The organism is Bacillus cereus (assembly GCF_007678085.1).
Classification (GTDB): Bacteria; Bacillota; Bacilli; order Bacillales; family Bacillaceae_G; genus Bacillus_A; species Bacillus_A cereus_BE.
Map to the genome: position 1 here is coordinate 386,695 of NZ_VEDW01000002.1, position 12,771 is coordinate 399,465.

Below are 12,771 nucleotides of genomic sequence, written 5' to 3' on the forward strand. Positions count from 1 at the left end.
TGTAAACCCAATGAGGCTAGTGTTACAGTCTGTTATTAAAGAACTTTATAAGTTCTTCTTGAGAGTCCTTCTTCTTTAGCAATTTTAGCTATTGTAGATGGCGAAGTGTTAAATATTTGAGCAATTTCTTCGTATGTATATCTATACTTAGAGCTTCCTGAGAAATTTTTCTCTTTTAAATAATTAATAATATCTCTTCTTTCTACGTTTCCTAATCTTTCTTTTGTATTGCTTAATTCTGCTTTGAGGTCATTTACTGTCTGTTCTAATCTTGCTAATTTTTTGCTTAGTTGTTGGTCATTCGTTTGTAGTTGTTTCATTGTTGGTCTCTTTGCCATATTAATCCCTCCATATTTAAGTTTCTAAAAAATGTTTCCCTATTTTTAATTTGGTTATGCAATGAAAGTTGAAGGGGGGCGAGTGAAGCGACTAATAGTGTTTGCAAAAACTACGCATCTCAAACGCAATGCAAAAGCTAGGAGTTAAAGGACGTTCACAAGCAGTTGTTGAGCTTCTTCGCATGGGAGAGCTCGAACTATAAAAAGAAAGCCGACTTTTAAATAAAGAGTCGGCTATTTTTCTGTTTATATTTTGAACTTAAAAAAGGTATCTCAGACTTTGAGAGGGAAGATATGTTTAAGAAACGTTAAGAATAACTACTTTAGAACATGATGAGGTATTTAGGATAGGTATCTTTGTCATTCACAAATAAGAAGGTGCAAGTATGAAGTTGTATTTTAAGGATATGGAGATAGGTGAAATTAAAGATGTTTTTGGAGACATGCCATGGATGTATGGAACAATTCGTCTATTCGAGAATAGTAAACCGTTCCAAAAATATTTTCGTGAGATGGTAGACGAAGATAGTGTATTTGATTTTGAAAGCATAGACTCTGAATTTTCATATGAAGAAAATTGGTCTATTTTTGATGAAGATGATCAGCGGTATTTAGGGATTAATATACCTGCTATTCATATGGAGGAAAACACGATCGCGTGGCGCTGGAGATAAAGTTATCAGGTCGTGAACATCTTTGTATGAAAGAATTCAAACGAGAACAATAAGCAGACTTTTATAAAAAAGGTCAGCTAGTTGTTCTCGTTTTTTCGCTTGCTATATGAATGATAAGAACACTCCATACATAAATAGGTAGTAAGGAGGAGATATGTTGAAAAGGATATTGTTAGTTTCAACAAGCGCTCATGATATGAATGGACACCCGACTGGTTTGTGGCTGGAAGAGCTCGCAGCTCCTTATAATGTATTTAAAAAGGCTAAGTTTGATGTTGATATTGTGTCGATAAAGGGCGGTAAAGTACCTATTGATAGAGTGTCTATTCCGAACGGGATACCTCGTGAATTTAAGCATGTCACTTCTTTATTACAAAATACGAAGCCGATCTCAAAGGTTCATTTTTCGGATTATGATGCGGTTTTATTTGGTGGTGGGCACGGGGCAATTGTAGATTTTCCGGGTAATCCATATGTTGCAAATTTAATTGAGAATATGTACAACAATAACCGGGTTGTCGCGGCTGTTTGTCACGGAGTAAGTTCTTTAGTCGGTGTGAAAAATAAGGACGGATCGTTTTTTGTTGCCGGCAAGCGTATAACAGGTTATACAAATGATGAGGAAAAAGCTGTACATTTAGAAAAGCGAGTGCCGTTTTTATTAGAAAGTAAATTGAAAGAAGAAGGGGCTTTGTTTTATGTTGCTCCAAATTTCACGCCGCATGTTGTGGTAGATGGGCATTTAATTACAGGGCAAAACCCGCAGTCTAGTATGGAAATAGGAAAAGCTATAAGAAGAGCTGTTAATACATTATAGAAAAAGTGCTCGCTACTCATAAAGATAGCGGGCATTTTTTCTGTAGTGTAAATGCCCCTTAAACTAAAAAGATATATTGAGTATAGTGACTTCATTTATAATTAATCGTGAATTTGCTATACTATTTTGTATGGACAAAAGGGGAGGCTCTTTTTATGAGAAAAGTTGCGTGTGCAAATACTTATATTAATAAAATAAAGCCCGTTATTAGAAAAACGAGTTTTAGCCAATTGAAAATAGATGAAATTGCGAAATATATGGATATTAGTAAAGCTACTTTATATAAACGTTTTTCTTCAAAAGATGAGATTATTGAAGCAGTGGTAGAAGATTTTATGAACTACCTTCTTGAAGGAGATGCGGATAATCAAGATGAAAGTATGTCTTTTGCAGAACGTTTCCAAAAGACGTTTATCCACTCTTTGAAATGTGTGACATATATTTCTGATGTCTTTTTACAAGATTTAAAAGAGGCATATCCGCATTTATCTGATCAGCTAGTCGCTGCACAACAAAATCGTAATCATAATTTGCAAATGTTTTTTGAATCCGGTATGGAACAAGGCTACTTTAATAAAATGAACGCACAATTATTTATGGTGCAAGATGATGTGATGTTAAGACGTATTATAGACCATTCTTTTTGTATTCAGTATGATATTACATTAAAGAAAGCGATACTTGATTTTTATCAATTAAAGAAGTATCAACTTTTTAAACCAGAGTATATAGAAGCAATTGATGATTCGGAAATTGAAAAAGAAGTTATTGCTATTTTGCAAATGATTTCGTAAAAAAGCAGGTTTTCCTATGGTAATGGAAAACCTGCTTTTTTTATTACATGTTATTTTTTACGTGTTGTAAGACTAATTCAGCTACTGGACCACCTGAAGCTGGGTTTTGACCAGTGATAACACGATTATCTTCTACAGCGTAAGCTTCCCAAGGTTGCGCAGCTTTTTCATAAAGTCCTCCATTTTTAATGAGTTCATCTTCAGTTAAAAATGGAACAAATTGATCTAATTCCGCTAGTTTTTCTTCCTCGTTTGAGAATCCCGTTACTTTTTTACCGCTAATTAAACGTTCTCCATTACTTAATGTGATATGAAATAAACCAGCAGCTCCGTGACAAACAGAGGAAACAATTCCGCCATTTTCATAAATGTTGCGGCTAATCATTTGAAGTTCTTTATTTTCTGGGAAGTCCCAAATAACGCCGTGACCACCAGCATAATAAATCGCAGCGTAGTTTTCCGGATTCACTTCACTCGGTTTCATTGTAGAACCGAGACGATTCATAAATTCTTTCTTTTGATACCATTCCCAATCAATACTCTCCGCCATTGTTAAACTATGCGGATCAATCGGTGTATAGCCGCCTTGTGGGCTGACATAATCTACTTCGTAACCAGCCTCTTCTACTTTTTTAACGAAATGGACAGCTTCGCCAAGCCAAAGTCCAGTCGCTCTATTTAAATTTGGATATTTTTCTATGCTCGTTAATACAACTAACATTTTTTTCTTCATCATAATCCTCCTGTAATGTTTCTTCTATATAAAAGTTCTTTACTTACTTGATTTTATTAAGTTAGATATTGCAAATTTGAATAACCATGTCACAGTCCTCCTTATATCGGATTCGAAATTAGTGTATAATAATTTTTGAACAAAGTAAACTAAAAACACTAAATTAGTTTACTTTGTATATTTTTCATTGACAAACTGTAATGCTGAAACTATGATAGTTCCATGAATGTCGAACAACGTACATGTTTCGTTTTGAATTCAGTTTGTCGCGCGATAAATGTATACATTTGATGAAGTTGTTTAATAGTGATAGCAGGGCTAAACAACTTTTTTTTCATTTACAGTTACTACAATCAGGAGAGGTGTTACACATGGGGAAAGATATAAGTAACCATTCAAAATGGTTTGTTTTCACATTATGTTTTATCGTTTTATTAGGACCGATGAATGCGGTTTTATTTAACGTAGCGTTAGAGGATATGGCTCATGATTTATCTATTAGCCAATCGAAGGTAAGCTGGGTTGTAGTAGGTTATTCCTTAGTTGTCGGTATCGGTTCGATGATCTATGGGAAGTTGGCTGATCGTTATAGTGTAAAAAAACTATTAATTATTTCAATTATCATATTTGTAGCAGGTTCTATTATTGGATTTATGAATCAATCTTATGCGATTACCATTCTCGCAAGATTAGTGCAGGCGAGTGGGGGCGCGGCGTTTATTGCGCTTAGTATGATTGCAGTGGCAAAATTAGTTGCTCCTGCTAAGAAGCCTGGTGCGTTAGCAATGATTAGTTCTTCTATTGCATTAGCGATAGGTATTGGTCCTTTAGTTGGCGGAGCTATTACAAATACATTGGGGTGGCCATATTTATTTTTATTTATGGTTATTTCAGTAGTGGGGATTTTCTTACTTATAAAATTTATGCCAGAAGAAGCGCAGCATACGGATGAAGCTTTTCATTTTGATTACACCGGCGTGGTATTATTATTTGCATTCATTACGACGGTTTTATTAGGTGTAAATATTAATAGTTGGCTATTTGTGTTATCGGTTGTTTTCTTATTTTTATTCACAGTTCGTATGAAGAACGCGGAGCATCCACTTATTGATATTGAGTTGTTTACAAATAAACCATTTCTTCGTTTAATAGCGGTTGGATTTATAATGAATGTGGCGTTATGTGCTAGTTTATTATTATTACCATTACTGTTAGGAAGAGAACACGGATTGTCTCCATTCGTTATTGGAATTGCATTGTTTGTTGCGTCAATCTTTGGTATTGTATCTAGTTTTATTACTGGGAGGATTGTTCCTTCGTTTGGAAATGTGAACATGATTTATGTAGCGTCTGTCATTATGATCGTTGGCTTTTTAATTTTAGGGCTTATTCCCAATGGGAACTTAATGGTTATTTTAGTGGCGATTATTTTAACATTTATGAGTTATTCAGCTATTCAAGTATCAGTAAACACATTTATACCAAAAACATTACATCCAGCTAAAGTTGGGGTAGGTCTTGGCTTATATAATTTAATTAACTTTTTCGGTATGGCATTTGGACCAGCTGTTGCGAGCAAAATTATGGAATCTACAAATAGTTATCGTTTGAATTTTATTTTTAATCGTCATGTTAATTTCTGCTCATTTCTTCTTATTAATAGGAATGTCTTCTTTTCAAAAAAAGATGGAGCGATAAATACGCGCTTTATATAGAAGAAACCGACTTTCGTATAGAAGGTCGGTTATTTTTCTGTCTTGCAAATTATGAAAAAAAGGAGCAAAATAAAAAAGGTCCTAGTCTATACAGGTACAAATGAAAATTTTCATACAGAAGCAGTTTAAGTTAGCGAACTTAAAGTGTGTAAAATATAATGATAAAAAAAGATGATGAATGAGAAAACGGGTGATGAAGTTGAATAGAGCAATCGGTGTTATCGATTCAGGAGTTGGCGGTTTAACAGTAGCGAAGGAATTAATTCGTCAGTTGCCGAAAGAGCGTATTATATATTTAGGGGATACAGCACGTTGCCCTTATGGTCCGCGTTCTCGAGAAGAAGTGCGTCAATTTACGTGGGAAATGACGGAGCATTTACTAGATTTAAATATCAAAATGTTAGTTATTGCTTGTAATACAGCAACTGCGGTTGTATTAGAAGAGATGCAGAAACAATTACCAATTCCAGTGGTAGGAGTTATTCACCCAGGATCACGTACAGCTTTAAAAGTGACAAATACGTATCATGTTGGGATTATTGGAACAATTGGAACGGTGAAAAGTGGTGCATATGAAGAAGCGTTAAAGTCTATTAATAACCGTGTTATGGTAGAAAGCTTAGCTTGCCCGCCTTTCGTTGAGCTTGTAGAGAGTGGCAATTTTGAAAGTGAAATGGCGTATGAAGTTGTAAGAGAAACATTGCAACCGCTGAAAAATACTGATATTGATACACTTATTTTAGGCTGTACACATTATCCGATTTTAGGTCCTGTTATAAAAAAAGTAATGGGAGATAAAGTGCAACTCATTAGTTCAGGTGATGAAACAGCGCGCGAAGTAAGTACAATTTTATACCATAGTAAAATGTTGAATGAGGGAGAGGAACAAAGTGATCACCTCTTCTTAACAACAGGGAAAATAGGTCTATTTAAAGAAATTGCATCGAAATGGTTCGGTCAACCGATTGAAAATGTGAAACATATTTATTTAGAAAAAGAATAATAGTAGAATTTATATAAGTGAGCTCCTGAGAAATCAGGAGTTTTTTGTTTATCCCGCTATTTGCCGGACAGCTAGTTCTAAAACATGAAACAGCTCGTATACATAATAGTACAAACTTAGATTTTAGGGGGGAATGGCATGCCTAAATCCACTTTTAAATGGGTTGTTGGTGCTACTGTGAGCGCTGTTTTACTAACAGGGTGTGGCTTTATAAATCAGGAGAAAGCAACGGAACAAATTGATCCGCCAAAGCAAGTTACGTATACAGAGGGTGGAAAGAAAGAAGTGGCTAAGAAAGATAAGCAAGGACAAATGGTGAATAGAGAACTATACCTTGTTGATAAAAATGGCTATGTTGTACCGCAAACGTTAGCTGTACCTACTCCGAAAGCAAATGAGGTTATTCAGCAAACGTTAGAGTACCTTGTGAAAGATGGGCCGGTAACGAATTTATTACCGAATGGGTTCCGTGCAGTCATTCCAGCGAATACGTCGATGACCCTAAATTTGAAAAAAGATGGGACGGCAGTCGTTGATTTCTCACAAGAAATGAAAAACTATGCAAAAGAAGAAGAGCGTCAAATCGTTGAGTCCATAGCGTGGACGTTGACGCAATTTAAAGAAATAAAACAAGTGCAGTTCCAAATAAATGGTGAGAAGTTGGCGAAGATGCCTGTTGGTGGTACACCGCTTGGAGAAGGGGTGAGCCGTGCTAACGGTATTAACTTCGATGATGAGCAAGTAGCGGATGTAACAAATACAAAACCAGTAACGCTGTATTTTATGGCACAAAATAATAATAAACAGCAATACTACGTACCAGTAACACGCCGCGTTGTAGAAGGAAAAGAAAATGATTATGCAGCAATTGTAGATGAGCTCGTAAAAGGACCGATCCATCAATCGCTCCTGAATGATTTTAATCCAGGAGTTAAGCTTATTACGAATCCGAAATTACAAGATGGAAATCTTACATTAAACTTTAACGAAAATATATTTATAAACCCAGATAAAAATATGGTTTCAAATTACGTATTGAAGTCGTTAGTTTTATCTTTAACGGAAAAGAAAGGCGTGAAAAGTGTTTCTATTGAAGTAAATGGTAAAGCAAATCTTATAGATGAAAAAGGCGGAAAGTTAATAAAACCAGTAGATCGTCCAGAAAACGTGAATACAGGTAGTTTTTAATCGTCAATAATTTGATATACTTAAGTAAGAAAGGGGAATTGCTTTTTGGGTTCCTCTTCTTTTATTGTATACATATCATACATTTAAATTTGGCTATACTAACAAGTAGTTATGAGGAGGTTATTTTTATGCGAGTAGATGGTAGAGAGAAAACAGAATTACGCCATATACATATTCATACGAATTATTTAAAACATCCAGAGGGATCAGTATTAATTGAGGTTGGGGATACAAAGGTAATTTGCTCAGCGACAATTGAAGAGCGTGTCCCGCCGTTTATGCGTGGAGAAGGAAAGGGCTGGGTAACAGCTGAATACGCGATGATTCCACGTGCAACAGAACAACGTACAATTAGGGAGTCAAGTAAAGGGAAAGTAACAGGACGTACAATGGAAATCCAGCGCTTAATTGGACGAGCTTTACGTGCGGTAGTTGACCTAGAAGCACTTGGTGAAAGAACGGTTTGGATTGATTGTGATGTTATTCAAGCGGATGGTGGAACGAGAACTGCTTCTATTACAGGTGCATATGTAGCAATGGTATTAGCGTTTGAAAAGCTATTACAAGCAGAAAAAGTATCTAAAATTCCAGTAAAAGATTATTTAGCAGCAACGTCAGTAGGGATTGTTGAAGAACAAGGTGTTGTTTTAGATTTAAACTACGCAGAAGATTCTAAAGCAGACGTTGATATGAACGTAATTATGACTGGAAAAGGTCAATTTGTTGAAGTGCAAGGAACTGGAGAAGAAGCGACGTTTAGCAGAGCACAGTTAAATGAATTACTTGATGCTGCGGAACAAGGCATTTTCCAACTGATTGATATGCAAAAAGAAGCGTTAGGCGACATCGTATCTCATATAGAGTAGAGGTGGAAAGTATGAAACAAGTTGTTGTAGCGACAAAAAATATGGGGAAAGTACGTGAATTTGCTGAGTTATTTGAGCGATTTGATTTAGAAGTAAAATCATTACACGATTTTCCTCATATTGAAGAAGTTGAAGAAACTGGTGAAACATTTGAAGAAAATGCGATTTTAAAAGCGGATAGTTTGAGCAAACAGTTGAATGCAATCGTAATTGCAGATGATTCAGGTCTTATTGTAGATGCTTTAAATGGAAAACCAGGCGTGTATTCAGCTCGTTTTGCTGGAGAGCCGAAAGATGATCAAGCGAATATGGATAAAGTGTTACAAGAATTAAATGACGTAGCGTTTGATAAGCGTAAAGCTCGCTTCTACTGTGCATTAGCAGTAGCTTTCCCTGAAGGTGATAAAAAGCCTGTCATTGTAAACGGAACGTGCGAAGGATATATTTTAGAACAGCGCCGCGGGGAAAACGGTTTTGGATATGATCCGATTTTTTATGTGGAAGAATATAAAAAGGCGATGGCGGAATTAAGTTCAGATGAGAAAAATGCCATTAGTCACCGTGGGCGTGCTCTTCGTAAGCTAGAAGAAAAAATCCCTGAATGGTTTTTAGGAGAATAAGGGAGAGGGATTGATGAAAGCTTTAATCGTAAGCGATAGTCATAGCTCTGTGAAGGAATTACAGCAGTTAAAAGAGAAATATGAAGGGAAAGTAGATATCATGATTCATTGCGGTGATTCAGAGCTAACGCCTGCTCATGAAGAGCTGCAAGGTTTCCATGTTGTAAAAGGGAATTGTGATTATGCTAACTTTCAAGACGAAATTGTAACTGATGTAGATGGCATTCGTTTCGTAGTTGTGCACGGACATCGTCATAACGTAAAAATGACATTGCAAACATTAGCGTATCATGCAGAAGAGGTAGGAGCGCAAGTTGCATGCTTCGGACACTCTCACGTATTAGGTGCAGAATTAATCGATGGCGTTTTATTTATTAATCCAGGTAGTATTCTATTACCACGTCAACGTGTAGAAAAGACATTTGCTTTATTAGAAATGGATGAAAATCAAATGGAAGTTCGTTTTGAAACAGTAGACGGGCAGCTAGTTGAACAAGCAGTTTTTAAAAGAGGATAAGAAAAATTATCCTCTTTTAAAAAAGGTGTTGACTTTATGTATGGTTATACATATAATAAATATTGTCGATAGGGCAACAGCGCTAACGAATAAAAATAAAATAACATATGCGGGTGTAGTTTAGTGGTAAAACAAGAGCCTTCCAAGCTCTGGTCGAGAGTTCGATTCTCTTCACCCGCTCCATGTCCCAGTAGCTCAGCCGGATAGAGCATACGCCTTCTAAGCGTACGGTCGGGAGTTCGAATCTCTCCTGGGACGCTAAAAAAACCTTGTTATCTTTTGGTAACAAGGTTTTTTGTTTGTCTACAAATTGATGTATGTGCAAGAGGTGTAAAAATATTATAACGGGATATATGATAATGAGTATATGTAACAGATTAAAGTGCATTAAAAAGAGCGCATAAAAACGCTCTTTGCTAGTCAATTATATTATTTGTTTGTTCAGTCTCATCAAATGGTTTATGCACGTACTGAAACCCGTATCCCGCTTCTACAAGGACTTCGTCAACCTTTTCTAAAAACTCTTTGCCCCATTTAGTGCAACGATATTTACCGTAGATTTTAATAACAAAATTATACCCTTTTACTTCGGGATATCTTTCGTAAACTTCTTCACTTTCTATAAAGCCTAAATACAAATTAATCTTTTCTTCTAGTAAATCAATGTGTTTTTCTTCATCTTTCCAGTCTTCTTCGTCAACAATAATAAGATACGCTACTTTTTTATCTTCATCATACCCCATAAAGTCGACTGTATCTAAATCTCGTAAACTCATGCATACACCTACCTTTACTTGTTGTTTGGGGTCCTGTGATTAAATTGTAATCCATAACCTGCACCGTGTAATTGATCTCTTACTAAATCGTAAAATTGTGTACCATATTCATTGAGTTCATGTTTAGCAATTACTCTTACTACAAATTTGTTTTTTTTAGTTAATTCGGGAACGGTGTCATATATTTCACCATTCTCAATAAACGTTAAATAAGTATTAATTTTGTCTTGTAAAAGTAGGGCGTGTTCTTCTTCATCTTCCCAATCTAATGCGTCAAAAATAGTTAGATATACAATATCTTCATTGTTGTTATCCATTGAAACTAAATCGATTTTATCTGTATCATGTAAAGCCACGTAAACAGCCCCCTATTCTTTTCTTATTACTTTGACCTTTGTTGGTGGTATTACTTCTAAATAATCAAACGGCGGTTTGTTTCTACTCTTAATTATTGCACCGTGCTTTTCAATTTCAGGGAATGCAAGTTTTTGATTCTTTGTTAATGGTGCGGTTAAAGATGATTTCAACTCCGTTAGATGAACTTCACTTGTTTCTAAATTCTTAGAAGCTATATCTACGCGGGTACGAACACCAGAAGGAGTTTGTAATGTTACCTGTTTAGTGTAGACCTTTTCTGTACTGCCTTCATTTTTGAAAGTCTGTAACATTTCTCTTTCAAAGTCATCCCCTACTTTTTTATTAATCTCAATTTGTTTTTGTCTTTTAGCTTTTAATAATGCTTTTGCTTCTTTTACCTTATCGATATTTTTTACGGCATCAGCTACCTTTTTGGCACCTTTAACTACTTTTATTCCTTTACCTAGCGGAGTAAGTCCCGCAAAAACCATGACACCAGCACCAGTGCGTTCCCACCACGAAAGTTTTTCGCCAGTATCGGGATCAACACCTTCTATAACACGTCGTACATCGTATTCTCCCGATAACTCGCCCACTAGGTCTCTAGTAACTTTCTCTAAACTTTCACCATCTTTTTTCGAAGAAGATGCACTAGGTGATGTGTTGTTATTTTCTGAAGAAGGGGTATTAGCTATAATCTCACTTTCAACTAGATTGCCGTCGTACTCAGCATCTGCCGTGCGGAATTTTTCCGCAACTCTTTCTAATTCGTCAGCTATTTTATCGAATTCCGTTAAAACTGTGGACATTTTCGGTTTAGCTTCGTTAAACATTTGATAGAAATGTTGGCTAGTTGCTCCTGCCCAGTTTGCGGCAATATGTTCTGTTTGATTGTATAAACCATTATGTATTTGTTCTAAGGTGTACCGTACGTTCTTTACCGTCTTGGCTACTTGCTCTAGACGTTCAGGTGTTACTTTTATTTGTACCATACGATCCCTGCTTCTCCTATAATATTTTCACAAGAAAATTATACCATATCTATACATTAGCCAGTGTATGTTAAACAAGCGATGAAAGAATCGCTTATATATTGTAGATAATAGGTGGGCCGGAAGTTCGGATCTCTCCTGGGACGCTAAAAATTGATGTTTTGGTGTAAGAGATGGGGGTAGGAATGAAATAGCATAATTAATACGAGTGAAAGATTATCACAAGAAGTGATTACTTATAAGTTTCGCGTCTAGTTTGGGTTATAATTGTAGCTCATTCTTAATATCTGTAACCTTTCCTTCGATATTAAGCAGTTGTATATGTAATTCTTTTTTTAAATAAAAAGAGCGCCATTTATGCGCCCTATTCCTCTTATTCAATTTAAAGAATCAATAGGTTTATGATGGAACTCAAATCCATATCCAGATTCTCCTAATTGTTCACTTACAATATTATAAAACTTTTTCCCGTGAAAACTAGGTTCATTCTGCGAATACACTTGTATAATGAATTGTGTTCTTCCTATTGTACTTGGGACTTTTTCATAGATTTCATCACTTTCAATGAATCCTAAATATGTATTGATTTTGTCTTTTAAAAGTAAAATGTGTTCATCGTCAAGTTCTTCGCTTTTATTCCACTCTAAAGCATCAAAGATTGTTAAGTATACATTATCTTTATTATCCTCATCTATTAAAACTAAATCGACTTGATCCGTATCATGTAATGCCATATAAAAGCCTCCTTATTCTTCTTTTCTTATTACATTTATTTTCGTTGGTGGAATCTCTTCTAAATGTTCAAATGGTGGTTTGTTCCTACTTTTAACTATTGCACCTGATTGCGTAATTTCAGGGAAGGCTTTTTTCTGATTTTTAGTAAGAGGTGCAGTAGGTGAAGATTTTAACTCTACTAAGTCAATCTTACCATTTGCGTCCTTGCCTCCTATATCTATACGATTGAGCAGCCGTTATCGGAACTTATCCCCGGCAGTGTGTTACAATTAATAGATGCGGAAAACAAGAATCTCCAATTGACTGGACCTGTGATTGGTTAGACGGTTTAATAAGGTTTTAAAAAAAAGGGAGATGGCGCAAAGATGGCGAGATCAAATGAGAATGATTTAACGGAGAAATTGGCAGAAGGTCACCGAAAATATGGTGATGGCAACTTTACAGTACAGAACATCGGTGATGAAACTAACCCGAATTGGACTGTCGTAAAAAATGTGAGGAAGGGATCGGCAGGCATTCGCGAAGGAGAAGATATATTAAGACTGCGATCAAAATATATAAAATAGTACGGAAATGAGCGGGCCAAGAGTTCGAACCTCTCCTAGGACGCTAAAAAAACCTTGTTATCTTTTGATAACAAGGTTTT

Annotated in this window: 15 protein-coding genes, 2 tRNA genes and 2 pseudogenes; 13 read left to right on the forward strand and 6 right to left on the reverse strand. The window is 35.8% G+C overall.

What is annotated here, in order from left to right:
• Window positions 1–35: 35 nt before the first annotated feature.
• On the reverse strand, window positions 36–338 hold the full coding sequence (locus FS742_RS11110) for a cyclic nucleotide-binding domain-containing protein (protein ID WP_144612350.1): 303 nt from the start codon (window positions 336–338) through the stop codon (window positions 36–38).
• 116 nt (window positions 339–454) lie between these two features.
• Between FS742_RS11110 and gerE the strand changes: the two are divergent.
• The 4 genes and pseudogenes from gerE to FS742_RS11130 form a co-directional block, all read left to right on the forward strand.
• Window positions 455–541: pseudogene (gene gerE / locus FS742_RS28270) on the forward strand (spore germination transcription factor GerE); the annotation flags it as partial.
• A gap of 183 nt (window positions 542–724) precedes the next feature.
• Entirely contained in the window at window positions 725–1,012 is a 288-nt protein-coding gene (locus FS742_RS11120) for a hypothetical protein (RefSeq protein WP_144612351.1), read from the forward strand.
• A gap of 154 nt (window positions 1,013–1,166) precedes the next feature.
• The gene (locus tag FS742_RS11125; RefSeq protein ID WP_144612352.1) at window positions 1,167–1,829 is read left to right on the forward strand and encodes a type 1 glutamine amidotransferase domain-containing protein; all 663 of its coding nucleotides are present in this window, start codon (window positions 1,167–1,169) and stop codon (window positions 1,827–1,829) included.
• A gap of 155 nt (window positions 1,830–1,984) precedes the next feature.
• On the forward strand, window positions 1,985–2,623 hold the full coding sequence (locus FS742_RS11130) for a TetR/AcrR family transcriptional regulator (RefSeq protein WP_144612354.1): 639 nt from the start codon (window positions 1,985–1,987) through the stop codon (window positions 2,621–2,623).
• Window positions 2,624–2,666: 43 nt separating this feature from the next.
• On the opposite strand, the gene FS742_RS11135 is transcribed toward FS742_RS11130, so the two are convergent.
• Window positions 2,667–3,356 (reverse strand): type 1 glutamine amidotransferase domain-containing protein, encoded by a 690-nt coding sequence (locus FS742_RS11135; RefSeq protein WP_144612356.1) that lies wholly within the window; start codon window positions 3,354–3,356, stop codon window positions 2,667–2,669.
• Window positions 3,357–3,727: 371 nt separating this feature from the next.
• Between FS742_RS11135 and FS742_RS11140 the strand changes: the two are divergent.
• The 8 genes and pseudogenes from FS742_RS11140 to FS742_RS11175 all read left to right on the forward strand — a co-directional run bounded on the left by FS742_RS11140 (window position 3,728) and on the right by FS742_RS11175 (window position 9,523).
• Window positions 3,728–5,054, forward strand: a pseudogene (locus tag FS742_RS11140) (MFS transporter).
• Window positions 5,055–5,264: 210 nt separating this feature from the next.
• Window positions 5,265–6,074, forward strand: coding sequence for a glutamate racemase (gene racE, locus FS742_RS11145; RefSeq protein ID WP_000774001.1), 810 nt, complete (start codon window positions 5,265–5,267; stop codon window positions 6,072–6,074).
• Between the two features lie 138 nt (window positions 6,075–6,212).
• Window positions 6,213–7,262 (forward strand): spore germination protein GerM, encoded by a 1,050-nt coding sequence (gene gerM / locus FS742_RS11150; protein ID WP_144612358.1) that lies wholly within the window; start codon window positions 6,213–6,215, stop codon window positions 7,260–7,262.
• A 128-nt stretch (window positions 7,263–7,390) separates the two neighbouring features.
• The gene (rph, locus tag FS742_RS11155; protein WP_001261765.1) at window positions 7,391–8,128 is read left to right on the forward strand and encodes a ribonuclease PH; all 738 of its coding nucleotides are present in this window, start codon (window positions 7,391–7,393) and stop codon (window positions 8,126–8,128) included.
• An 11-nt stretch (window positions 8,129–8,139) separates the two neighbouring features.
• Complete coding sequence (locus FS742_RS11160) at window positions 8,140–8,748, forward strand: XTP/dITP diphosphatase (protein ID WP_144612360.1); 609 nt, start codon at window positions 8,140–8,142, stop codon at window positions 8,746–8,748.
• Between the two features lie 13 nt (window positions 8,749–8,761).
• Window positions 8,762–9,265, forward strand: coding sequence for a metallophosphoesterase (locus tag FS742_RS11165; RefSeq protein WP_144612362.1), 504 nt, complete (start codon window positions 8,762–8,764; stop codon window positions 9,263–9,265).
• A 109-nt stretch (window positions 9,266–9,374) separates the two neighbouring features.
• A tRNA-Gly gene (locus FS742_RS11170) sits at window positions 9,375–9,448 on the forward strand.
• A 1-nt stretch (window position 9,449) separates the two neighbouring features.
• Window positions 9,450–9,523, forward strand: a tRNA-Arg gene (locus tag FS742_RS11175).
• 158 nt (window positions 9,524–9,681) lie between these two features.
• Here the strand turns inward: FS742_RS11175 and FS742_RS11180 are convergent.
• The 4 genes from FS742_RS11180 to FS742_RS11195 form a co-directional block, all read right to left on the reverse strand.
• A complete protein-coding gene (locus FS742_RS11180; RefSeq protein ID WP_144612364.1) occupies window positions 9,682–10,041 on the reverse strand; it encodes a DUF6572 domain-containing protein in 360 nt (119 codons plus the stop codon).
• A 14-nt stretch (window positions 10,042–10,055) separates the two neighbouring features.
• A complete protein-coding gene (locus tag FS742_RS11185; protein WP_029440043.1) occupies window positions 10,056–10,397 on the reverse strand; it encodes a DUF6572 domain-containing protein in 342 nt (113 codons plus the stop codon).
• Window positions 10,398–10,409: 12 nt separating this feature from the next.
• Complete coding sequence (locus tag FS742_RS11190) at window positions 10,410–11,390, reverse strand: WXG100 family type VII secretion target (RefSeq protein WP_144612366.1); 981 nt, start codon at window positions 11,388–11,390, stop codon at window positions 10,410–10,412.
• 377 nt (window positions 11,391–11,767) lie between these two features.
• Complete coding sequence (locus FS742_RS11195; protein ID WP_144612368.1) at window positions 11,768–12,124, reverse strand: DUF6572 domain-containing protein; 357 nt, start codon at window positions 12,122–12,124, stop codon at window positions 11,768–11,770.
• Between the two features lie 366 nt (window positions 12,125–12,490).
• On the opposite strand from FS742_RS11195, the gene FS742_RS11205 reads away from it, so the two are divergent.
• A complete protein-coding gene (locus tag FS742_RS11205) occupies window positions 12,491–12,691 on the forward strand; it encodes a hypothetical protein (protein ID WP_000124460.1) in 201 nt (66 codons plus the stop codon).
• The last annotated feature ends 80 nt before the right edge of the window (window positions 12,692–12,771 follow it).

Bases quoted from the DNA above. Each gene is read 5' to 3' on its own strand.
- FS742_RS11110 (WP_144612350.1), bottom strand. From the start codon at position 338: ATGGCAAAGAGACCAACAATGAAACAACTACAAACGAATGACCAACAA.
- FS742_RS11120 (WP_144612351.1), top strand. From the start codon at position 725: ATGAAGTTGTATTTTAAGGATATGGAGATAGGTGAAATTAAAGATGTT.
- FS742_RS11125 (WP_144612352.1), top strand. From the start codon at position 1,167: ATGTTGAAAAGGATATTGTTAGTTTCAACAAGCGCTCATGATATGAAT.
- FS742_RS11130 (WP_144612354.1), top strand. From the start codon at position 1,985: ATGAGAAAAGTTGCGTGTGCAAATACTTATATTAATAAAATAAAGCCC.
- FS742_RS11135 (WP_144612356.1), bottom strand. From the start codon at position 3,356: ATGAAGAAAAAAATGTTAGTTGTATTAACGAGCATAGAAAAATATCCA.
- racE (WP_000774001.1), top strand. From the start codon at position 5,265: ATGAAGTTGAATAGAGCAATCGGTGTTATCGATTCAGGAGTTGGCGGT.
- gerM (WP_144612358.1), top strand. From the start codon at position 6,213: ATGCCTAAATCCACTTTTAAATGGGTTGTTGGTGCTACTGTGAGCGCT.
- rph (WP_001261765.1), top strand. From the start codon at position 7,391: ATGCGAGTAGATGGTAGAGAGAAAACAGAATTACGCCATATACATATT.
- FS742_RS11160 (WP_144612360.1), top strand. From the start codon at position 8,140: ATGAAACAAGTTGTTGTAGCGACAAAAAATATGGGGAAAGTACGTGAA.
- FS742_RS11165 (WP_144612362.1), top strand. From the start codon at position 8,762: ATGAAAGCTTTAATCGTAAGCGATAGTCATAGCTCTGTGAAGGAATTA.
- FS742_RS11180 (WP_144612364.1), bottom strand. From the start codon at position 10,041: ATGAGTTTACGAGATTTAGATACAGTCGACTTTATGGGGTATGATGAA.
- FS742_RS11190 (WP_144612366.1), bottom strand. From the start codon at position 11,390: ATGGTACAAATAAAAGTAACACCTGAACGTCTAGAGCAAGTAGCCAAG.
- FS742_RS11195 (WP_144612368.1), bottom strand. From the start codon at position 12,124: ATGGCATTACATGATACGGATCAAGTCGATTTAGTTTTAATAGATGAG.
- FS742_RS11205 (WP_000124460.1), top strand. From the start codon at position 12,491: ATGGCGAGATCAAATGAGAATGATTTAACGGAGAAATTGGCAGAAGGT.